This window comes from Cryobacterium sp. Y57 (assembly GCF_002929505.1).
Taxonomy (GTDB): Bacteria; Actinomycetota; Actinomycetes; order Actinomycetales; family Microbacteriaceae; genus Cryobacterium.
This window is the reverse complement of record NZ_PJJL01000055.1, coordinates 39,534-60,755: the sequence shown is the minus strand read 5'-3', so window position 1 is coordinate 60,755 and position 21,222 is coordinate 39,534. Positions and strand designations below refer to the sequence as shown.

The 21,222-nt window shown below is 64.0% G+C and carries 19 protein-coding genes and 1 pseudogene; 6 read left to right on the top strand and 14 right to left on the bottom strand.

Annotated elements, in window-relative coordinates; all coding sequences use genetic code 11:
* Nucleotides 1-230 (top strand): hypothetical protein (locus CXY72_RS19470; RefSeq protein ID WP_199183954.1); only part of this gene is annotated, 230 nt, incomplete at its 5' end.
* A 12-nt stretch (nt 231-242) separates the two neighbouring features.
* On the opposite strand, the gene dxr is transcribed toward CXY72_RS19470, so the two are convergent.
* Nucleotides 243-1,325: a 1-deoxy-D-xylulose-5-phosphate reductoisomerase gene (gene dxr, locus CXY72_RS04435; RefSeq protein WP_104126490.1), complete on the bottom strand. Its 1,083-nt coding sequence runs from the start codon at nt 1,323-1,325 to the stop codon at nt 243-245.
* 44 nt (nt 1,326-1,369) lie between these two features.
* Here dxr and CXY72_RS04430 point away from each other — a divergent pair, with 44 nt between their 5' ends.
* Together CXY72_RS04430 and CXY72_RS04425 are read left to right on the top strand one after the other, a co-directional pair.
* A complete protein-coding gene (locus CXY72_RS04430; RefSeq protein WP_370446206.1) occupies nt 1,370-2,218 on the top strand; it encodes a lysophospholipid acyltransferase family protein in 849 nt (282 codons plus the stop codon).
* Nucleotides 2,219-2,270: 52 nt separating this feature from the next.
* Nucleotides 2,271-3,617 carry an aminotransferase class III-fold pyridoxal phosphate-dependent enzyme gene (locus CXY72_RS04425; protein WP_104126489.1) on the top strand — a complete coding sequence of 449 codons (1,347 nt, stop codon included), beginning with the start codon at nt 2,271-2,273 and terminating at the stop codon, nt 3,615-3,617.
* Nucleotides 3,618-3,740: 123 nt separating this feature from the next.
* Here the strand turns inward: CXY72_RS04425 and CXY72_RS04420 are convergent, their stop codons facing one another.
* From CXY72_RS04420 to CXY72_RS04410, 3 genes are all read right to left on the bottom strand, one after another.
* Nucleotides 3,741-4,856 carry a hypothetical protein gene (locus CXY72_RS04420; protein WP_104126488.1) on the bottom strand — a complete coding sequence of 372 codons (1,116 nt, stop codon included), beginning with the start codon at nt 4,854-4,856 and terminating at the stop codon, nt 3,741-3,743.
* On the bottom strand, nt 4,853-5,212 hold the full coding sequence (locus tag CXY72_RS04415) for a PadR family transcriptional regulator (protein ID WP_104126487.1): 360 nt from the start codon (nt 5,210-5,212) through the stop codon (nt 4,853-4,855). Before CXY72_RS04415 ends, CXY72_RS04420 begins: the two co-directional genes overlap by 4 nt.
* Before the next feature lie 166 nt (nt 5,213-5,378).
* Nucleotides 5,379-5,861: an OsmC family protein gene (locus tag CXY72_RS04410; protein ID WP_104126486.1), complete on the bottom strand. Its 483-nt coding sequence runs from the start codon at nt 5,859-5,861 to the stop codon at nt 5,379-5,381.
* A 77-nt stretch (nt 5,862-5,938) separates the two neighbouring features.
* Here CXY72_RS04410 and gabT point away from each other — a divergent pair, with 77 nt between their 5' ends.
* Both gabT and CXY72_RS04400 read left to right on the top strand, forming a co-directional pair.
* Entirely contained in the window at nt 5,939-7,339 is a 1,401-nt protein-coding gene (gabT, locus tag CXY72_RS04405) for a 4-aminobutyrate--2-oxoglutarate transaminase (protein ID WP_104126485.1), read from the top strand.
* A 4-nt stretch (nt 7,340-7,343) separates the two neighbouring features.
* Nucleotides 7,344-8,336 carry an asparaginase gene (locus CXY72_RS04400; RefSeq protein WP_104126484.1) on the top strand — a complete coding sequence of 331 codons (993 nt, stop codon included), beginning with the start codon at nt 7,344-7,346 and terminating at the stop codon, nt 8,334-8,336.
* A gap of 179 nt (nt 8,337-8,515) precedes the next feature.
* Here CXY72_RS04400 and CXY72_RS04395 read toward each other — a convergent pair whose 3' ends face one another.
* From CXY72_RS04395 to CXY72_RS04365, 7 genes and pseudogenes are all read right to left on the bottom strand, one after another.
* Nucleotides 8,516-11,470: an FtsK/SpoIIIE domain-containing protein gene (locus CXY72_RS04395; RefSeq protein ID WP_104126483.1), complete on the bottom strand. Its 2,955-nt coding sequence runs from the start codon at nt 11,468-11,470 to the stop codon at nt 8,516-8,518.
* Between the two features lie 91 nt (nt 11,471-11,561).
* Nucleotides 11,562-12,086 carry an FHA domain-containing protein gene (locus tag CXY72_RS04390; protein ID WP_158252462.1) on the bottom strand — a complete coding sequence of 175 codons (525 nt, stop codon included), beginning with the start codon at nt 12,084-12,086 and terminating at the stop codon, nt 11,562-11,564.
* Between the two features lie 93 nt (nt 12,087-12,179).
* Nucleotides 12,180-12,533 (bottom strand): zinc ribbon domain-containing protein YjdM, encoded by a 354-nt coding sequence (locus CXY72_RS04385; protein WP_104126481.1) that lies wholly within the window; start codon nt 12,531-12,533, stop codon nt 12,180-12,182.
* Between the two features lie 33 nt (nt 12,534-12,566).
* A complete protein-coding gene (locus CXY72_RS04380; protein WP_104126480.1) occupies nt 12,567-13,100 on the bottom strand; it encodes a hypothetical protein in 534 nt (177 codons plus the stop codon).
* Nucleotides 13,097-13,495, bottom strand: a complete 399-nt coding sequence (locus CXY72_RS04375) for a PadR family transcriptional regulator (protein ID WP_104126479.1) — start codon at nt 13,493-13,495, stop codon at nt 13,097-13,099. Before CXY72_RS04375 ends, CXY72_RS04380 begins: the two co-directional genes overlap by 4 nt.
* 69 nt (nt 13,496-13,564) lie before the next feature.
* Complete coding sequence (locus CXY72_RS04370) at nt 13,565-14,368, bottom strand: PP2C family serine/threonine-protein phosphatase (RefSeq protein WP_370446205.1); 804 nt, start codon at nt 14,366-14,368, stop codon at nt 13,565-13,567.
* A 79-nt stretch (nt 14,369-14,447) separates the two neighbouring features.
* Nucleotides 14,448-14,957 (bottom strand): annotated as a pseudogene (locus CXY72_RS04365) (aldehyde dehydrogenase family protein); the annotation flags it as partial.
* 191 nt (nt 14,958-15,148) lie between these two features.
* Between CXY72_RS04365 and CXY72_RS04360 the strand changes: the two are divergent.
* The gene (locus CXY72_RS04360) at nt 15,149-15,631 is read left to right on the top strand and encodes an Lrp/AsnC family transcriptional regulator (protein WP_104126478.1); all 483 of its coding nucleotides are present in this window, start codon (nt 15,149-15,151) and stop codon (nt 15,629-15,631) included.
* A 485-nt stretch (nt 15,632-16,116) separates the two neighbouring features.
* Here CXY72_RS04360 and CXY72_RS04350 read toward each other — a convergent pair whose 3' ends face one another.
* The 3 genes from CXY72_RS04350 to CXY72_RS04340 all read right to left on the bottom strand — a co-directional run bounded on the left by CXY72_RS04350 (nt 16,117) and on the right by CXY72_RS04340 (nt 21,211).
* Complete coding sequence (locus tag CXY72_RS04350) at nt 16,117-17,421, bottom strand: DUF4192 domain-containing protein (protein WP_104126477.1); 1,305 nt, start codon at nt 17,419-17,421, stop codon at nt 16,117-16,119.
* Nucleotides 17,422-17,516: 95 nt separating this feature from the next.
* A complete protein-coding gene (locus CXY72_RS04345) occupies nt 17,517-19,481 on the bottom strand; it encodes an ABC transporter ATP-binding protein (RefSeq protein ID WP_104126476.1) in 1,965 nt (654 codons plus the stop codon).
* Entirely contained in the window at nt 19,478-21,211 is a 1,734-nt protein-coding gene (locus CXY72_RS04340; RefSeq protein ID WP_104126475.1) for an ABC transporter ATP-binding protein, read from the bottom strand. Before CXY72_RS04340 ends, CXY72_RS04345 begins: the two co-directional genes overlap by 4 nt.
* Between the last annotated feature and the right edge of the window lie 11 nt (nt 21,212-21,222).

Sequence of the window (21,222 nt, the reverse complement as noted above, 5' to 3'; positions counted from 1 at the left end):
CGGAGGCCGCGGCTCGGGCCGCGGCGGAGGCCGCAGCGGCGGCCGCAGCGGCGGCCGCAGCGGCGGCCGCACAACAGAACGACGAAGACTCCAAGAATCGCGCCGAGCAGGATAGGAAAGACGCAGAGAACGCTCGGGAAGACGCCAAAGACGCCGCGGAAGAGGCCAAAAAAGCCCGGGAAGATTGTCTCGACGATAGGGACAAGGTTCAGGCTGGCGAGTGCAACTAGCGCACCAGTGCGTCAGCGCAGTGCTATCAGCTGGTCGGCGGCGTCACGCGCCCACCGTTCGGCCTCAGCCAGCGACTCCCGAGTCAGCTCTGATGCCTGTTCGTGGGATTCAACCACGCGCAGCACCGTGTCGACGATATCCAGGAAGCCGATGCGCCCGGCGTGAAAAGCAGCAACGGCCTGCTCATTGGCCGCGTTGAATACCGCGGGATAGGTGCCACCCAGGCGGCCGACCTTTTTGGCCAGTTCGACCGCTGGAAAGGCCGCGTCGTCGAGGGGTTCAAAAGTCCAGCTGTGCGGCACGGTCCAGTCGATCGGAGTGCCAACCGCGGCCACCCGGTTCGGCCAGTCCAGCCCGAGCGAGATCGGCAGCCGCATGTCCGGGGGGCTTGCCTGCGCGATCGTCGACCCATCGACGAATTCGACCATCGAATGCACCACTGATTGCGGGTGGATGACAGCGTCGATGCGGTCATATTCCACGTCGAACAACAGATGCGCCTCGATGATCTCCAGGCCCTTGTTCACGAGGGTGGCCGAGTTGGTGGTCACCACGAGGCCCATGTTCCAGGTCGGGTGGGCGAGAGCCTGCGCGGGAGTGACCCGGGCAAGCTGATCCCGGGTAAAACCTCGAAACGGCCCACCGGATGCCGTCAGGACGAGTCGACGCACCTCCTGCGGGGTTCCGGCAAGCAACGCCTGCGCAATGGCGGAGTGTTCGGAATCGACCGGCACGATCTGCCCGGGTGCCGCCAGCGACTTCACCAGATCACCGCCGACAATGAGCGACTCCTTATTGGCCAGGGCCAGGATGCGACCAGCCTTCAATGCGGCGAGCGTCGGTCCGAGACCGACCGAACCGGTGATGCCGTTCAGCACGACGTCGGCGTCGATGTCTCGCACCAGCTGCTCGGCAGCATCCGCTCCCAGAGCAGTGTGCTCGACCTGGAAGTCGAGGGCTTGCACCGCGAGCAGGTCGCGGTTGCTGCCGGCCGTAAGGCCAACCACCTCGAATCGGTCAGGGTGGGAACGGATGACGTCGAGGGCCTGGGTTCCGATCGAGCCCGTGGACCCGAGGATAATTACTCTCTGCACCCCTCCATGCTAGGTGCAGGCCGCCGGAGAGGTAGTGTCAACGGGTGACTGGTGCCAAAGCAGAACCCGATAACACTGATGCAACCGACACGAGCGACAGCACTCCCACAGCCGTCACGCCTGACCCGGCTGCCGACCAGCGCGACGAACCCGATGAACCCGAACGCGTGAAGCGTCCGGGTTTCGTCTACTTTCTCGGCTACGGCATCATGGCCCCCGTCGCCCGCGTCGTGTTTCGCCCACGAATCTTGGGCCGCGAGAACATCCCTGCCACCGGACGCGTCATTCTGGCCAGTAATCATCTCTCCTTCATCGACAGCATCGTCATACCGCTGGTCGCGACCCGACGGGTACAATTTCTCGCCAAATCGACCTACTTCACCGGAACCGGTTTTCAGGGCTGGGTCTCCCGAACCTTCTTCACCGCGATCGGGGCCATTGGCGTGGAACGCGGTGCCGGTCAGGCTGCGCAGGTTGCTCTCGATGAGGGCCGCGCGGTGCTCGACGCCGAGGGCGCCTTTGCGATCTACCCGGAGGGCACGCGTTCACTCGATGGCCGCCTCTATAAGGGACGCACCGGCGTTGCCTGGCTGGCCCTCACCACGGGCGCTGTTGTGGTTCCGGTTGGACTGATCGGCACGCAGGAGATTCAGCCGGTGGGAAGCACCCTGCCGCGCATCCGCAAGGTCACGGTCGCTTTCGGCAAGCCGCTCGATCTCAGCCATCACGGCCAGGCCACATCGGGGAAGGCCCGCCGCCAGGCAACGGATGAGATCATGGCGGCCATTCACGGCCTGTCCGGCCAGGAATTGGCTCATGCCTACAACGAATCGCCACCGGTCGGCACACTGAATCGCCTCGCTCGCCGCGTCTTTCCGCGCGAACGCCTGTAGCCGTAAACGTCAGACGGTCGGCCACAAGCGCCGACAGTCATAGGCTGGACTAATGACTGCAACGTATTCGGTGCCCCAGCAACGCAAACTCGTCACGGCTCTTCCCGGGCCCAAGTCGGTTGAACTTCAGGCCAGGCGGGAGAAGTCGGTCGCCCGCGGCGCCGGCACCCTCGCCAACATCTACATGGATCACGGCGCAGGAGCGATCCTGGTCGACGTCGACGGCAACCAGATCATCGACCTCGGCAGTGGGATCGGAGTGACCACCATCGGTCATGCGCATCCGGATGTCGCGGCGGCGGCATCCGCCCAGGCAGCGAAGCTGACCCACACCCTCTTCACGGTAACTCCCTACGAAAACTATGTGGCGGTGGCCGAGAAGCTGGCCGAGATCACCCCCGGCGACTTCGAGAAACACTCGATTCTGGTCAACACCGGCGCTGAGGCCGTGGAGAACGCGGTCAAGATTGCCCGCAAGTTCACCGGCCGCCGTGCGATCGTGGCCCTCGACCACGCTTTCCACGGACGCACCAACCTGACCATGACAATGACCTATCGCCCCTGGCCGGAACGTGCCGGCATGGGTCCGTTCCCCGGTGAGATCTACAGTGTGCCCACCAGCTACCCGTTCCGCGACGGGCTCAGCGGGCTCGAAGCGGCCGAGAAGACCATCGACTACATCACGACCCACATCGGCGCGACCGAGATCGCGGCGTTCTTCGTCGAGCCGATCCAGGGCGACGGCGGCATCATCATTCCTGCGCCCGGCTATTTCAAACGCATTCGCGAATTCTGCACCGAGAACGGCATCGTCTTCGTCGCCGATGAGATCCAGGCTGGTCTCGCCCGCACCGGCGTCTGGTATTCGATCGAGCACCACGACGTCGTACCCGACCTCGTCACCACGGCCAAGGGAATCGCCGGTGGCTTTCCCCTCGCCGCTGTCACCGGCCGCGCCGACATCATGGACTCCGTGCAGCCTGGCGGTATCGGCGGCACCTTCGGCGGCAACCCGGTCTCAACTGCAGCCGCCCTCGCGGTTTTCAACCTGATCGAGCGGGACAACCTGCTCGGCGAGGCACAGCGGGTCGAAGCCGCACTCTGGGCGCGCATCGGTGACTGGGCCGAGAAGTTCTCCATCGTTGGTGAGGTCCGCGGCAAGGGCGCCATGTTCGGCGTGGAGCTCGTGCACCCCGGCACTAAAAAGCCCTACCCAGAGGCCTTGACCGCCGTGATCAAGCATGCGACCGCCAACGGGGTCATCGCGCTGGATGCCGGCAGCTGGGATTCCGTGCTGCGCATCATGCCCAGTGTCGTGATCTCCGACGAGCTGATCGACGACGCGGCGACCGTGCTCGAAGAAGCCCTTACCGCCCTGGTGGCCGCCTACCCCGCGTAGGCGCCCGCGCCTACTTCGCGTATTCGCGAACGGTCACCCAGTCGGTGATATCAACGGATTGGGTGGGCGGCAGGTCGATGGCCGACGGGCTGATGGCCGCCACTAGGTCGGCGGTCGGCCGCATCATGGTCCGGCCGTCGGCGAAGCGGATGCTGTCGGCCCCGGCACCAGAGTGGGCGACTGTGTCGGCGACGGCGTTGGTACCGGCTGCACCGTTTCGGACATCGGCACGAGCGGCCGCACTTGGGCGAACGGGAACGGCGAGGGTGCAGCATCCGCTTGATCTGCCTGGCCGAGAAAGTCGTACGTGTAATCGATGTCGCCAGACGTCACCAGCCTCAGCGGGAACACGTTCCAGCCGCCGCCGCCCGGTACCAGCAGGCTCGGCACGACCATGTCCTGTTCGCCGATCGCATCCAGCTGGGGCAGGTAGTTGGTATTGGCCGGGTCATTCACCACATTGAGCGGGCGACCGTCCTGGTCGAACAACTGCACGTCGGTGAGCGGCTGACCATCGGCGTCGTAGGCGAATACGTTGGTGACCTGCTCGCCGCTCTGCATGAGCCCCGGCATCGGGGACGGGTTGTACTCCACGTACGCATTGTTCTGCACATTGCCCTGATGGGCCGTGTAATTAAGCACCACAGGCATTACCAAAATCGCGCAGACGCTGACCACGGAACGAAAGCCGGGAAGCCAGCGCCCGGGTAGCCAGTGCCCGCGTCCCCACTGCACACTCAAGATCAGGAAGGCGGAGAGCACGAGCCAACGCACGGGGTCTGTCGGCACCGTGCTGATGGCGCCACCCGCAAAGACCGACGCGACCGCATACACGACCCAGCCGCGCAGCACCCACCACAGTGGGCGAAGCACGAGCAGAAAGTCGAGTACCGCAGCACCGACCGCAGTCGAGCGGATGCGCCGGGCCGTGTTCGTTCGCGCGGCACCGGCCCGGGTGCGCAGCCGGCGCCGCACCGACACCCGAACAGTCGGCGTCGCTCCCCGTACTGGAAGCCCGGCTGCAGCGCGCAGCTCGTCGGCGTAGGCGACCGGATCGCCGAGCGCGAAGCCTGGCGCAGGGGCATCAGCATCTGCAAAGTCAGCGGCCTGCTCCACCAGGTCAGCCTCAAGGCCGTCAGTGAGGTCGTCGATATCGTCGGTCGGCAGATCGCTCAGAGCGGCGCGCACGGCCAGGGCAAAGTCGCGAATGGGCTGGGTGGTGGTGGCGGTGTCGCTCATGAGTTGTCGCCGTTCGTGAGTAGGGGAACTGCGGGCTGGGGCTGTTCGAGCAGCCGGGTGAGGGTATCGGCGAAGTGAATCCAATTCGCACGTTGTTCAGCGAGCATGGCTCGGCCGTTCGCGTTGATTCCGTAGTACTTACGGTGCGGTCCGCCGTCGGACGGTACGACATAGCTGCTTAACGCCCCCGCGCTGTACAGCCGACGGAGGGTGCCGTAGACCGACGCATCGCCGACCTCATCGAGCCCGGCGGCGCGCAATCGACGCACGATGTCGTAGCCGTAGCCGTCGTCATCGATGATCACGGCCAAAACGGCCATATCGAGCACCCCCTTGAGCAACTGGGTGGTATCCATCGGCATCCCTTCGATCGGCGCTCGCCTTCAGCGGATCCCACACTACTACGCAAACCGCACTACTGCGCCATCCATAATCTAAGCCGACCTCGCCGCCCCGCGAGTTGCGGCTCGTTTCAGCGCGCAGCAAATCGCTCGAGCTCACAGCTCGGCAGCGCACCTGTGCTCAGGCGGTGGTCACCGGCTCGTGACCGATCGGAAAATTCACCGAGGCCGCGATAAAGCATTCCCGGGCAGCCTCGGCGTGCAACGACTGAGCGAACTCGACCTGCTCGGGTTCGGTGATCGTCACCCGTGGCCGCAGCGTGACCGTGGTGAAATGGCCCCCGCCCCCGTAAAGCTGTTCCATCGTGCCAACCGGGGCGTCCGTGTAGGCCGTCACGGTCACCCCGTTTCGGGCCGCCACGTGCAGGTACGACAAAAGATGGCACTGGCTGAGCGCAGCGAGCAGCAGCTCCTCCGGGTTCCAGCGATCATTGTCGCCGTGAAAGGTCGGATCGGACGAACCGCTGATCGCGGCCTTGTCAGCGGATGCCCGGCCGGCCGGCGAAATCAGATGGTCGCGTCCGTATGCCTTGTAGTGACTCGTTCCGGTGCCGCGATTGCCGGTCCACTCGACCCGCACCGCATATTCGTGCACTCCGTTCATGCTTCTCCCTTGGCTCTCTAAGATTCTTGCAGCCGATTCAGGTTCACCGCGCTCACGGTCGGTAAAGTGGATTCATCATGACTGACATCCTTATCGACCCTGCTACCGTTTCCGCACCGACCTACTCGGTTACGCAAGAACGAAAGATTGTGACCGCCATTCCCGGTCCGATCTCAGCGGCGTTGCATGAGCGGCGCCGAGCGGTCGTCTCCGACGGCGTCAGCTCCATGCTCCCCGTCTACATCAAGAAAGCCAACGGAGCGATCGTCGTCGACGTTGACGGAAACCAGTTCATCGACCTCGGTGCCGGAATCGGCGTGACCACGATCGGCCACACCGAGACCAGCGTTGTCGCGGCGGCCGTCGAACAGTCTCAGGACTTCATCCACACCCTGTTCACCATCACTCCGTACGAAGAATACGTGCGCGTCGCCGAGCTGCTGGCCGAGCACACCCCGGGCGATTTTCCCAAGAAGAGTGTGCTCATCAACTCCGGCGCCGAAGCCGTCGAGAACGGCGTGAAGATCGCCCGCAAGTACACCGGCCGTCGCGCCGTCGCGGTGCTCGACCATGCCTACCACGGTCGCACCGTGCTGACCATGGCCATGAACTACAAGGCCATGCCATACGCCACCGGTTTCGGCCCGCTTGCCAGCGACGTCTACCACGCACCGAGTTCCTACCCCTATCACGATGGTCTGACCGGTGCCGAGGCGGCCGTCCGCACCATCACGTACCTCGACAAGGTGATCGGGGCATCCGATCTGGCCTGCCTCGTCGTCGAACCCATCCAGGGCGAGGGAGGTTTCATGGTGCCAGCAGATGGCTACCTGCCGGCCCTGCAGAAATGGTGCACCGCCAACGGTGTCGTCATGATCGCCGATGAGATTCAAAGCGGCATGGCCCGCTCGGGCAAGTACTTCGCGAGTGAGCACTTCGGTTGGATCCCCGACCTCGTCCTCACCGCCAAGGGCATTGCCGGCGGCTTCCCGCTTGCCGCTGTCACCGGCCGCGCCGAGATCATGGACGCCTCGCAGCCCGGCGGCCTCGGCGGCACCTTCGGTGGCAACCCGGTCGCCTGCGCCGCCGCTATTGCCGTATTCGACGCGATCGAGGCGAACAACCTGCTCGGCGAAGCAATGCGCATCGAAAAGTCCCTCACCGCAGGGCTGACCGTGCTGAAGAACAAGTACGACATCATCGGCGAGATTCGGGGCCACGGCGCCATGTTGGCAATCGAGCTCGTGCAGCCAGGCACCGGCGACACCACGAAAACGCCGAACGCCGCCGCGGTGAGCGCCATCTCCACCTACGCCGGCCAGCACGGGGTTCTGCTGCTGACGGCCGGCACCTACGGCAACGTCCTGCGCTTCCTGCCGAGCCTGGCACTGTCCGATGCGCTCATCGTCGACGCCCTATCGGTGATCGACGACGCCATCGCTGCACACGCTGCAGCACTCATCGAGTCGTCACACTAACGCCGTGACTGAAACTTTCACGGTCGACGATTCCGTCGAGCTCGCCGTTATCGAGCGCAGCGGCTTCGTCGAATCCCGTCACGCCGGTTCGGCAATCGTGCTCGGCACCAACGGTGAGGTGTTGCATGCGCTCGGCGACGTGACCAGTCCGATCTTTCCCCGTTCGGCGATGAAACCCTTCCAGGCCGTTGCGGTCATGGCCAGTGGCGCCGCCCTGCGGGGAGCGGATGCTGCCATCGCCACGGCCAGTCATAGCGGCACCGCCGCCCACATCGATCTCGTTCGCGGGCTCCTCTCGCGCGCGCAAGTGCCCGAGACAGCGCTCGCCTGCCCGGCAGCCTGGCCGATCGATTCCGCAGCCCGCGACACCCTCGTGCGCCTCGGCGCCAGCAAGGCTTCGATTTATATGGAGTGTTCCGGTAAGCACGCGGCAATGCTTGTGGCATGCCAGCAGAACGGTTGGGCGCTGGAAGGGTATCTGGACCCTGCGCATCCGTTGCAAAAGCGTATTCTCGACGTGCTTGAACGCTTCACCGGAGAACGGCCGGTCGCCTCGGGCGTCGATGGCTGCGGCGCCCCGGTACACGCGATCTCCCTCACCGGGCTGGCCCGTGGCATCGCCCGCATCAGTACGAGCAAGTCGAACTCACCGTTTGCGATTTACCGCGAGGCCGGTTTTCTGGCCGAAGCGGTGCGCGCCAATGGCTGGGTTGTGGCCGGACCCGGCCACTCCGACAGCATCGTGATCGATCGACTCGGCCTGTTCATGAAGGGCGGCGCCGAGGGCATCATGGTCGCTGCTGCTGAGAACGGCACCACCGTGGCGTTGAAAATCCTCGACGGCAACCTGCGCGCCGCTGCGGCGGTGGCACTGAGTTTGCTGGCCGATGCCGGCGCAATCGCCCGAACGGATGTCGCTGAGCTATTGCCCGAGCTCGGTCTCACCGTGACCGGCGGCGGCTTACCGGTCGGCGAGATTCGCGCCAGCTACGTGTAAAGAAGCTATTTCAGCTTCGCCAGCCGCCGCGCTTTCGCTGCGCCGGAGATATGCAGGACCACGACCACGACCAGCACGACGATGAACACGGCGGAGGCGAGTGCGTTGGCGTCAGGGACGTCGATGAAGAGCGCCCAGTCGAACGAGCGGATGGTCTTGTCGGCAGCCAGGGTTTTGACCTAGCCCGGCAACATCGCCCTGGTGACCTCTCCGTCGGAGTGCAAGACCCAGACCCGTCCACGTCCGGGTGCTAGCGGAGGCGGCAGCTCCCGGCGGTGGCTGAGTAGCCGAAAGTCCGACAGGCTGCAGCGGTCGAACACCAGGCTGGACGCTTGCTCGCCCGAAGTCGAACCACGAAGCCGTGCCAGCAAAGTCCAGTGCGCCTGCCAGGTTTCGGCGTCACCGACGACAATCAGTTGCCCGGCATCACCCGCTTGGCCGACAGCGCCGGGGACCAGCAGAGCGGAGGCCTCTGGTGCGCTGGTTCCGGCAAGTTCCAGCACCGGAACGCCCATGACATTGCGCAGGCGGGTCGCCGTGCTCGTCGGCGATGAAGACACGATCAGGAGCGGACCTTCAGCCGGTAGCGAGTTGGGCACCACCACAGCAGGAACGATCAGGCCCGGAGTCGGCGCCAACAGCTGCACGCGCAGGCTGCGCCATATTCCCCCGCCCGGCGGCAGCGACGCAATGTAACCGGCCGATTGTCCCCCGGCCGCGAGGTGGTCCTGCACGCTCGGCAGTTTCAGTAGCAGGGTGCTCTGGCACAGAGCTGCCAGCCCGGGAACCACGCTCGTGTGCCGTTGCACGGCGACCACGACATGCACGCCGGCGGCCGGTCCGTCCCGCAGCAGGCCGACGAGCAGATCAACGGCTGCCAGCCGGTGGTCGGGCTGCCAGCGCGCGCAGACGGAATCAAAATCGTCGAACAGTACCAACCGGGGTGAAGCCAAAGTCTGCTGCCCGGTTTCCACGCGGGCACTCAAACTCGCCAGCGCATCCCAAACAGACTCCATGTCGGCTGTGAATAGCCGGGTCGCGACCGGATTTTCGGCCACCCGGGCGAGCGTGTGCAGCAGGGTGGATTTGCCCGAACCGGCCCCGCCGACCACCAACAAGTGCCCATCACTGTCGGGGTCGTAGGTGAACACACTGTAGCGCTGGCGCTCGGGTTCATCCAGCAACCCGACCGGACACCCTGTTACCGGCGCCTTCCCCACCGTCGCCGCGTCCAGATCGAACTCGGTCACAATCGGCGGCAGCGCATCAAGCCATGGACGTCTGGGAACGTATCCGCACGACGCTGACAGTGGCGCCGCTACGATGCTCGCAATGTCGAGTTCGCCCGTTGTCGCGACTTGGCAGAGTACCGGTTCTCCGGCTTCCGTGGCGACCAAACACCGCCCGGGCTGATTCGATGCCAGCCCGGCTGCGGCATCCGTGCCGATCACGGCCTGGCTGTCGGCGCGATTGTTCACCCGCAGCGACAAACGCAGGCTGCAATTAGCCAGCAGCGCGTCGCGCACGACCCCGGCCGGCCGTTGGGTACATAGAATCAGGTGCACGCCGAGCGACCGACCCCTGGCGGCAATGTCCACAAAGAGGGCGTGCAGCTCGGGAAACAGCCCGAGCATGGTCGCGAATTCATCGACGACGATGATCAGACGGGGAAGCGGATGCTCCAGGCGCACGTCGGTCACGTCGCGCGCCCCGGCCGCGCTCAGCGTGCGCTCCCGGTACCGTAATTCGGCACCGAGACTTGCGAGGGCCCGAGTGGCTGCGTTCGAGTCGAGGTCGGTAATGAGTCCGACGCAGTGCGGCAGTCGGGCGAGCGGTTGAAAGGCCGCGCCGCCCTTGAAATCAACCAGGAGAAAGTTCACCTGCTGCGGCGAGTAAGTCGCGGCCAGCGCGGCCACCCAGGTGGTCAGGAGCTCGCTTTTGCCGCTGCCGGTCGTTCCCCCGACCACAGCATGCGGTCCGGACTGCACCAGGTCCAGGTACGCCGGCCCGTCTCGGCCCACTCCGATCGGGCAGGCGAGGGTCGGTGGCGCCGCCGACCGGTCCAACGCTGCAGCATCGGTGACGTGCTCGAGCAGTTGCATGATCGGGACCATGGCTGGGATCACTCCCGTCGTACTCACGAGGCCTGCTGACTTGGCCTGCCCGGAGAGTGACACCGCGAAATCGACCGCTTCGGCCCTGGCGAGAAGTTCTGGACAGAAATCCAGAGGCGGCGCACGATTCGGCGAGCGAATAATCTGCGCCCGCGCCGGGCCCAGCACGCGCACGACCGTTCCACAGCCCGGCGGCAGGTCTTCGAGCCTCATCGTCAAGGCGAGCAGCAGCCGCCCGCTTTCTGGTTCACCACGGCGCGGATCGGTGGTGCTGGTCGTGCTGGTGGTGCCGGTCGTGCTGGTGGTGGTACGCAGTAGGAGTGTGAACCGGCGCGGCGACGGCGCCACGTGCGGCAGCTGAGCCACCCAATCCCAATCGGTGGACCCGGCATCGCTCGGGCCGGCAACACCCAAATCAATCGGCGGCACCGCGAAACAAACCTGCACACACACAGCGCGACCGAGGGCTGTTGCGAGCGGCATGGGCCCGACGATGCCGAGCCCCTGGGCCAGGTCGACGACGATGGGGGCACCGGTGACTGTTGCGGCCCACTCCCGCAGTTGCCGGTTATCGTTCGGTGCGCTCGCTCCGCCGAGTCGGATACCGCTTGGGGCTGAGCCGACGCCCAGCGAGACGAGCGTGCCATCCGTTTGTCGCCAACGCGCAGCCGCCGCACGCCCGAGCACGATATTTCTCGCCGAAGGCGTGTGCCGCCAGGCTTCGTCGCGCCAGCGGGTGTGACGTTCGGCGATCAACGATCGCAGCACCGCCACCGCGTCGCTGTGCGACGCCGTCTCGGCCCGGCGGCGTTTGCGGCTCGAACGTTTCGAGTCGAACATGCTGGCTACCGCGATGATCGGGCTGAGAACGGCGAAAATCAATGCGAAGGCCGAGCCGGTGATCATCCAGATCAGTCCGGCGGCGACCAGCGGCGCCACTGTGGCGAGTAGGGGAAACCCTGCCGGCGGCGGAGCGGCCGGCAGGGGCGGCAGAGCGAGAGTTTCATCGACGGTGGACACCCCGCCAGCAGACCAGATTATCGGTCGAAAAACACTCGTGACGTGACTATCGGTGCACACTCATCGTTCCAGTCAGCGGTGGAGGACGCCCTCATGCCACACTGAACGAGTGGTCGGCGATTTCGACCCGGGTACCGCGCGGCAGAACGTACCGTCGGCCCGGTTCGAGTGTCTCGGCCGTTTCGCTCGGGCGGCGAATCACGGTGCCGTTAGCCGAGACCCGGTCGCTGACCCAGAACTCGTCGTCATGCTGGCCGAACTCGAGGTGAGTCTTCGAGACCGAGCGGTCTGCATCCGCTACTTGAATGAGGTCATCAAAAATCTCGTCGGGTTGGGCCAGGGGTTTGCGCCCGATCAGGCCGGATCCTCGCACGGAGACCACTTGACCGGTACTGAAGGTCAGCACGAAGGTCGCCCGGGTCGGCAGCACGGCGGCGGGGAGTGCGGGCGGTACTGCCGCTGGCGCGGTTGGCGCGGCGGTCACGACGGTGACGGCCCGCACTGGCGCCGGTACCTCCGCGGGAATCGGTACCGAGATGACGACGGTGGTGCGCGGCAGGCGCGCAATGATCGTCGTGTCGTTGGGGCGAGGGTCCGGACGCTTGCGCGACTCCACGGTAGCGGTACGAGAGCTACCGCATTCGCCACAGAACATGGCCAAGGCCGGCAACCAGGCCCCGCAAATCTGACACGTCACGATCGGCCGGACCTAGACCTTTTTGACCACGCTGGACTTGAGCTGAATGAATCCGAAACCATCGACCTTGCAGTCGATGTCATGGCCGTCGACCGGATCGACGACACGAATATTGCGAACCTTGGTGCCGACCTTGATCGACAACGCCTGGCCCTTGACCTTGAGGTCCTTGATGATCGAGACGGTGTCCCCGTTGGTCAAAACGGTTCCGAAGGCGTCTGTGACCTGGACTTCCTGCTCTTCTTCGACCGGTTCGTTCGACCATTCGTGGGCGCAGAGCGGGCACACCAGCAAAGAACCCATCTCGTAGGCCAGGTCACTGGAACATTCAGGGCACGGGGGCAGGGTCTCGTTCACTCGTTCCATAATACGCGACTGGACTGCGCCGACACGGGCGTGCTACCGGCGGCGGGTCAGCACGCGCCAGAGCCGGCCGGCAATGACGGCCGCGATGACCATGATGATCAGCGGAATGTAGGCGCTGAAAGAGGATGCTTCCCAGCCGATCCCGATTCCGGAATCACGGTTGAAAGCCGATACCAGCAGCCCGAGAAAGTATGACTCGGTCGACTCTGCTCCGCTGTCCATCAGGGCTGACAACAGGCCAGCGGTGAAGGTGAAGGCCAGGGTCCACCAGAGCAGCAGCAGGCCCGTGAACCAGTAGATTGCCCGAACCCAGGACGGCCGGTTACCGCGGCCGTCCTCGGCGAAACTTCGGGCCAGGGCGCGCGGTGAGCCGAGCGACTCGAGGGCGGCGTCGATGCCGCGGGCGGCGGCATCCACTTCGATATTGTCACGAATCTCCCGCAGGATCGATCGGCGTTCGCGCGTCGTGACCGACTCTTCGAGCGCGAGGTCGAATCGAAACAAATAAGACTCACGGCGACGCCAGACGGCAAACGTTGATCTGGCCTCGGTGGTTTGGGCGTTCAATTCTGGTCCTCTCCCGCTGATTCTCGCTCGTCTGGTTCAGCTGTGGGGATTGCGCCGAGACCGGTGTGCACGATCGCAACCAGAGAGTGCCATCGCGCCGTCGCGAGCATGAGGGCTTCCTCCCCGACCGGGCTGAGTGCATAGTACTTGCGGGCCGGTCCTGCTGTAGATGCCACGAGGCGGCTGGTGAGTGAGCCGTCCTGCTCGAGTCGCGACAGCGCCGGGTAGACCGTTCCGGTCGCCAGGTCGCCCAGGCCGATGTTCTGCAATCGCACGACGAGTTCGTAACCGTACGATTCGGCGAGGCGCAGTTGACTCAGGATCAGCATGGGCAGCACACCGCGCAAGGACTGCGCGTCTTGCTGTACGTCCGGTGTAAACGGTGGTTGCGTCATAGCTATTACCCTAGGGCAGCTAGTCGGTAAAACCCAATAGCTGGGAATACTTGCTAGCTAGGGGTCAGGTCAGCGGTTGGGGGCCTCGTACGGCTCGACGGCGAGCACATCGATCACGATTGCGGTGACGTTGTCGCGACCGCCGTTTTCCAGGGCGGCTGTGACCATCGCCGCGACGGCATCCGCTGCCAGCTTCTGTTCGAGCAGAAAATGACGGATTCCGTAGGAGGTGAGTTCTTTCGTGAGTCCGTCGGAACAGACCAGGATGCGCATGCCGGCCTGGATCGGCAGGATGCGATAGTCGGGAATGGGCGGTTCGTGAAAGCCGACGGCGCGAGTGATGATGTTGCCGTGCGGGTGAACATCCGCTTCTTCGCGGGTGATGCGACCGGCGTCAACGAGTTCCTGCACGACGGAATGGTCATTGGTGACCTGCTCGAGAACACCGCCGGCCAACTGGTAGACCCGAGAATCGCCGATGTTATAGACGATCCAGCTCACGGCGTCCGAGACGAGTGCCAACGCCACGCCGGTCACGGTCGTTCCGGTGCCTTGGTCGGTGACACCGACCCCCTGCGCCATGTCCTCCACGGCGAGAGCGAGCGCCCGATCGATCGAACCGGCCTCTGCCACGAGTGTTCCGGAAAGCTCGGCAAGCCTGGTCACTACGGCGGCACTTGCGACATCGCCGGCTGAGTGGCCGCCCATGCCGTCGGCGACGGCGAACAGGGGCGGCGCAGCGAGGAGGCTGTCCTCGTTGACCTCGCGGCGATGGCCGACATCGGTCAGGGCTGCCCATGCCAGCGTCAGCGTCGTGGCAACGCTGGGCAGTTCGACATGAAATTCGGTCGAACCTTGACCGATTTGGGTCACGGGTGGTGCCTTCCGAGTGTGGGTACGAATTCGTCCCCGCCGTTCCAACGTTCACCGAAGGACTTGAATCATAATAACGTCACCGCTCACGGCTCTTGCACCGGTAGTGCCCGATGGAGCTCATCAGCTGCTTGATCCGGGTATAATCCTCGAACCCATACATCGACAGATCCTTGCCATACCCGAAGTGCTTGAAACCACCGTGCGGCGTCTCGGCAACGATGGGAATATGCGCACTGATCCAGACGCAACCAAAATCCAAGCGCGTGGCAAAACGCATCGCGCGGCCGTGTTCGCGGGTCCACACCGACAACGCCAGACCGTATTGAACGTCGTTCGCCCAGCGAGGCGTCTCGGCCTCGTCGGTGAAGCGCTGCACTGCCTCATCGGTCTGCAAAAGCCCGCTTACGATGATCGCTTCGTGAAAGTAACCGGTACGGCCAATCCGACGTCCGCCGCGTTCGAGCACGGCGTGGTCGGGCAGCCGGTGTACGAAGTCGGTTACCCGCGCAAACTGGTGCGCGTTGTTGACCGGTTTGTACAGAATGCCCGCCTCGCGAGGAGTCCGCGTGCGGGTGTTGTCCCGGGCCTACGCGGCGAGCGCGGTGACGGCCATTCCCGGCCGCGCGACCCTCGAGGTTGCGGGCGGCACCGGCACAGAACCGAATCTGCTCGACCGAGCAAAATCTCATCGTCGACCAGGGTGGAGCGAGGCTTGCCGGTGTCAAGCGACGCGACGGATTCGCTTGCCAGGAGTATTTAGACTGACAGAATCGATGCATGAATGCACAAAAGCGCGGTCAGTCACCCAAGTTGGCCCAGCTCGACGATGTGTCGAAAAAGATCATCGAACAGCTCCAAGCCGACGGTCGTCGGTCCTACGCGGAGATCGGCAAAGCCGTCGGCCTCAGTGAAGCGGCCGTGCGCCAACGGGTCCAGAAACTCACTGACTCCGGTGTCATGCAGGTGGTAGCCGTCACTGACCCGAAGCAGCTGGGTTTCTTCCGTCAGGCCATGATCGGCATTCACGCCTCGTCCGACACCCGCGTACTTGCCGAGCAACTAGCCGAGATCGATGCCGTGGACTCCGTCGTGCTCACGGCTGGCAGCTTTGACATTCTCGCCGAGGTCGTCTGCGAAGACGACGACCAACTGCTCGAACTACTCAACTCCAAGATCCGCAATCTCGAGGGAGTGCTCTCTACCGAGACGTTCGTTTATCTCAAACTCCATAAACAGTTGTATAACTGGAGAACACGGTAGAAAATGGCGCTCACGGCGCCCACAACGCCGAGCTGCAGCAGAAGGCCAAGGAGCATCTCTGGATGCACTTCTCGCGTCAGCCGGCAATGGAATCCGGCGCTGGAGTGCCCATCATCGTCACGGCCCATGGACACCACATCTGGGATTCCACGGGTAGGCCTCACATTGACGGCCGCAATGGTCTGTTCACGTCAACGCGGGCTACTGACGTAAGCGCCTGGCCGAAGTAGCTGCCAAGCAGGCCGAGGAACTCGGCATTCTTCCCGATCTGATCATATGCTCACCCGAACGCGATCGAACTCGCTGATCGCCTCGCCCCCTAGGCTCCCGGCGACATCAACCGCGTGTTCTCCTTAACCGGAGGCGGTGAAGCGGTCAAGACCGCGTTCAAGACCGCGTTCAAGCTCGCCAAGTAGTACTGGAAGCTGATGGGCCACCTGATCATTGGAGGCGCCAAAGTACATGTAGCCGACGGCGAACAGGGTTCAGCGGCCGGCCGCACGCTCGTCGAAGTCTTCACCCCAGTTTTGATCAAAGTCATCGTCGAGTTCGTAGTTCTCGCTCTTTTCATCCTCGTCGTCATCCTCGTCGTCATTATTGTCGTCATCGTCTCGCGGGACCGCGAACGCCCACTCCGGCAGGTGCCCCGAATCGAGCAGCAGTTTCAGCAGGATCGCCATGCTGTATTGCGACTCGATGGCAAGAGCCTGGTCCACGAAGAATCCGGCTACGGACCCGCTGCCGAGTGCCCAGGACAGCCAAGCCAGCATGCAGAGTGGCGCCGGTCTGGCCGATCGAGGCGCCATGGCGACGACGATGCGTAGCAGGGTGATCGCGGCACGGATCCGGTCGATGTCGGGCCGATCGCACTGCAGGCCGAGCATGATGTCGCCGGTGTGCTCGGCGGTCGGGTCACCGCTGTCAATCTCCTCGGCGACGAGGTCGTCGAGGCTTCGCCCGGTCTCGTGTTGGAGCCGAGCGTACCGCCCGTTGATAGCGTGGGCGCGCACCCCTTCATCGCGCCCAAAGGCGAACTGCACCATGATCTGATCGCGGTTGGGTGGGGACTGCACGAGCACGAGAAGCGCGGCGACGTTTTCCTCGGTCGGCGGATTCGGCCAGGTGAGTGCTTCCTCGGCGATCGCTACCGGGTCGAGTGCAACGTCGAGGGCGTCGAACAGTTGTGGAGAGTTCTCGGCGCGTGCGAGCAGGTGGCGGTACCGCCGGTAGATCCGGGCCAAGCGTTCCTGGGTCGCCGGGTTGACACCAACCGGCTCCGCGCCGTTCTGTAGGGTGCCGAGCGGGCATACGGTCTTGGTCCCCGCCGCCTCGTTCGCCGCCGTGTTCACCGGTGACTCGGCGATATCGTTTAGTGGATGCCCGCCAGCGGGGCACTTGGGATCGAGGTAACTCCCCCACGCATCCGCTGCCACGCACAGGGAATCGCGCAGCAGAAAACCGCTCCATTCGAGTCGCCGGTTTAAAATCTCAGCAAACTGTTCGTGCGGGATACCAACGGCAGTGATGAAGGAATCATCGGTGTAGATGACCGGAACGACGGCGTCCACCCCGGGAATCTTGCACAGCATCCCGGCGAGGGTCGTCGCGATGCGTGTGCACACCCTGGGGGATGCGCCGTCGTCCGGCAGGTTGAAACGCAGCGCGCCGCAGGTGCGGTTGCCACGAAACGCGACGAGCACGGCGCTGGTTTCGGGAGCAAAACCGAGCAGCTGGGGAACGAGTGCCAGAAAGTCCTGGGCCTTCTGGGCTTTGACAATGGTGGGATGCATGCCGCTACTGTGCCAGCGCCGCCACGCCCCGGATCTGCGCCCAAGGCGAATCTGGGTTTGATTCGGGCAGACGGCCCGTTGGGGAGGAGGCGGCTCTAGACCTCGTCGGCGATGGGCGCCGCGAATTGTGCGGCATACAGCGCCTGATAGGCACCGTTCGCGGCGAGTAGCTGCACGTGATTGCCCTGCTCCACGATGCGCCCCGATTTCATGACCAGAATCAGGTCGGCGTCGCGAATCGTCGACAGGCGATGAGCGATGACGAAGCTCGTGCGTTCGGCGCGCAGGGCACTCATCGCCTTCTGTACGAGAACTTCGGTGCGGGTGTCTACCGAGCTGGTCGCCTCGTCGAGGATGAGCACACTCGGCTGCGCCAGGAACGCGCGTGCGATGGTGAGCAACTGCATTTCGCCGGCGCTCACGTTACTGCCCTGGTCGTCCAGCACGGTGTCGTAGCCGCCGGGCAGCGAGTGCACGAACCGGTCGACATAGGTCGCGGTGGCGGCCGCGAGAATATCCTGCTCCGTCGCATCCGGTCGACCGTAGGCGATGTTGTCGCGAATCGTGCCACCGAACAGCCAGGTGTCCTGCAGCACCATGCCCATGCGGCTGCGCAGGTCATGCCGGGTCATGGTGGCAACATCGACGCCGTCAAGCAGTATGCGCCCTGAGTCGATCTCGTAGAACCGCATCATGAGGTTGACCAGTGTGGTCTTGCCTGCTCCGGTAGGACCGACGATTGCGATGGTCTGCCCGGGTTCGGCGACGAGGCTGAGTTCCTCGATCAGCGGCTTGTCCGCGGTGTACCGGAACGACACGTTGTCAAAGACCAGACGCCCGTGCACCTCGGTGGGTGCGTCGGCAGGGTCGGGGTCTTCGCTCTGCTCGGCGGCGTCGAGCAGGTCGAACACGCGTTCAGCGGATGCCACGCCCGACTGCAACAGGTTCGCCATCGACCCAAGCTGCGCGAGCGGCTGAGTGAACTGGCGGGAGTATTGGATGAACGCCTGCACGTCGCCCAGTTGCATGGCACCGGAAGCGACCCGCAATCCGCCGACAACCGCAATAGCAACGTAGACGAGGTTGCCGATGAACGTCATGGCCGGCATGATCATGCCGCTGATGAACTGGGCGCCGAAGCTGGCCTCATAGAGTTCGTCGTTCTTGGCCGTGAACCGGGCGTCGACCTCTTTCTGCCGGCCGAACACCTTGACCAGCGCATGGCCGGTGAACGTCTCCTCGATCTGACCGTTGAGTTCGCCGGTGTTCGTCCATTGGGCTACGAACAGTTTTTGGGAGCGCTTCGCGATGAACGCCGTGATCACGAGGGTGAGCGGCACTGTGACGAGTGCGATCAGAGCGAGCAGCGGCGAGAGGAGGAGCATCATCACGATCACGCCGATGACAGTGAGCAGACTGGTCACCACCTGACTCAGCGACTGTTGCAGGCTCTGCGAGATGTTGTCGACGTCGTTTGTCACTCGACTGAGCAGCTCACCGCGCGGCTTCTTGTCGAAGTAGCTCAGCGGCAGACGGTTGATCTTCGCTTCGATCTCTTCACGCAACCGGTACACCGTGCGCTGCACCACGCCGTTGAGCACGTAGGCCTGCATCCAGCTGAACACGCTCGACAGCACATACAGTGCGAGTGCCCAGAACAGCACGGTGGAGAGCATGGCGAAGTCGATTCCGAGCCCGGGAGTGAGCGTCATGCCGCTGAGCATGTCGGCCTGGGTGGTGTTGCCGGCTGCTCGCAGTCCCGCGATCACCTCGGCCTGACTGCTGCCGCTCGGCAGACTTTTGGACACGACGCCGGAGAAGATCAGGTTGGTACCTTCACCGAGCAGACGCGGGCCGAGCACGGAGAACGAGACACTGATAACGGCGAGCACGAGAACGATAAAGAGCCAGAGCCGCTCGGGGCTCAGCTTGCCGAGCAGACGTTTGCCCGACGCGGTGAAGTTCATCGATTTCTCGGCCGGCAGGCTCATGCCGCCAAACGGACCGCCGCCGCGCTGCGGACGCGGGGCCGGTTTGTCATCGGCGTGAGTCTCGCTCATGCTGCCTCCTCCGCGGTGAGCTGAGACGACACAATTTCCTGATACGTGGTGTTTGTGTCGAGGAGCTGCTCGTGAGTTCCCCGGCCGACGATGCGGCCATCTTCGAGCACCAGAATCTGGTCTGCATCGATGATGCTCGACACCCGCTGGGCGACGATGACCATGGTGGCGCCCGTGGCGCTCTGCTTGAGGGCGAGCCGAAGTCGGGCATCGGTGGCGAGGTCGAGGGCCGAGAATGAGTCGTCGAAAATGTACAGCGCCGGCCGTTTTATCAGCGCGCGAGCGATTGCGAGGCGTTGGCGCTGGCCACCCGACACATTGGTGCCTCCCTGCGAAATCGTGGCGTCGAGCCCGCCGTCCATTTCGGTGACGAAGTCCCGAGCCTGGCCGGTCGTAAGAGCTTGCCAGAGTTCCTCGTCGGAAGCATCCGGCTTGCCGTAGAGCAGGTTGCTGCGCACCGTTCCGGAGAACAGGTAGGGCTTTTGCGGCACGAGGCCGATCTGCCCCCAGAGCAGGTCGGGATTGAGCTCGCGTACGTTGATGCCGTCGACGAGTACGGAGCCGCTCGTGGCGTCGAACAAGCGCGGCAGCAGGTTGACCAAGGTGGTTTTGCCGCTGCCGGTGCTGCCGATGATCGCGGTGGTTTGGCCGTGGCGGGCGATGAAGCTGACATTTTGCAGCACCGGCTGTTCGGCGCCCGGATAGGCAAATCCAACATCAAGCAATTCGAGTTCGCCCTGACCGACCGTTGCATTCACCGGATCCGCCGGCGGTACAACGCTCGACTCGGTCGCAAGCACTTCACCGATGCGGTCCGCCGAGACGGCAGCGCGCGGAATCATGACGGCCATGAACGTGGCCATCATGACGGCCATGAGAATCTGCATGAGATAGCTGAGGAACGCGATCAACGTCCCCACCTGCATCGATCCGTCTTCGATGCGAAACGCACCGAACCAAATCACGGCGACGCTGGAGACGTTGAGCACGAGCATGACGATGGGGAACATGAGCGCCATCAGCCGACCCGAGCTCAGGGCGACGTCGGTCACGTCTTGGTTGGCCGTAGCGAACCGGGCGATCTCAACGTCTTCGCGCACGAACGCCCGCACCACCCGGATGCCGGTCAGTTGTTCCCGCAGTACCCGATTGACGGTATCGATGCGTGTCTGCATCTTGCGAAACAGCGGCACCATCTTGACCACGATGAATCCGACGGCGATGAGCAGGATCGGCACGCTCACCGCGATGAGCCAGGACAGCTGCACGTCCTGACGGATCGCCATGATCACACCGCCGATGCTGAGGATGGGCGCCGAAACCAGCAGGGTGCAGGTGGTGAGCACGAGCATCTGCACCTGTTGCACGTCGTTGGTGGAGCGGGTGATGAGCGATGGGGCACCGAACCGGGTGACCTCCTGCTCGGAGAACTCGCCCACCCTACTGAAGACGTCCCCGCGCAAGTCGCGCCCAACCTTCATCGCCACCTTCGCACCGAAGTAGACCGCCACGATCGCGCACACGATCTGCGCGAGGGTGATCAGCAACATCAGTGCACCAACACGCAGAATGTAGCCGGTGTCACCGGTTGCGACACCCTCATCAATGATGTCGGCGTTGAGGGTGGGCAGAAAGAGGGAGGCGGTCGATTGGGCCAGTTGAAAGACAATCACCCCCAGCAGCGGCTGCCAGTACGGACGCAGGTAACGCACGAGCAAGGACCGCAGCACGAATTTCTCCT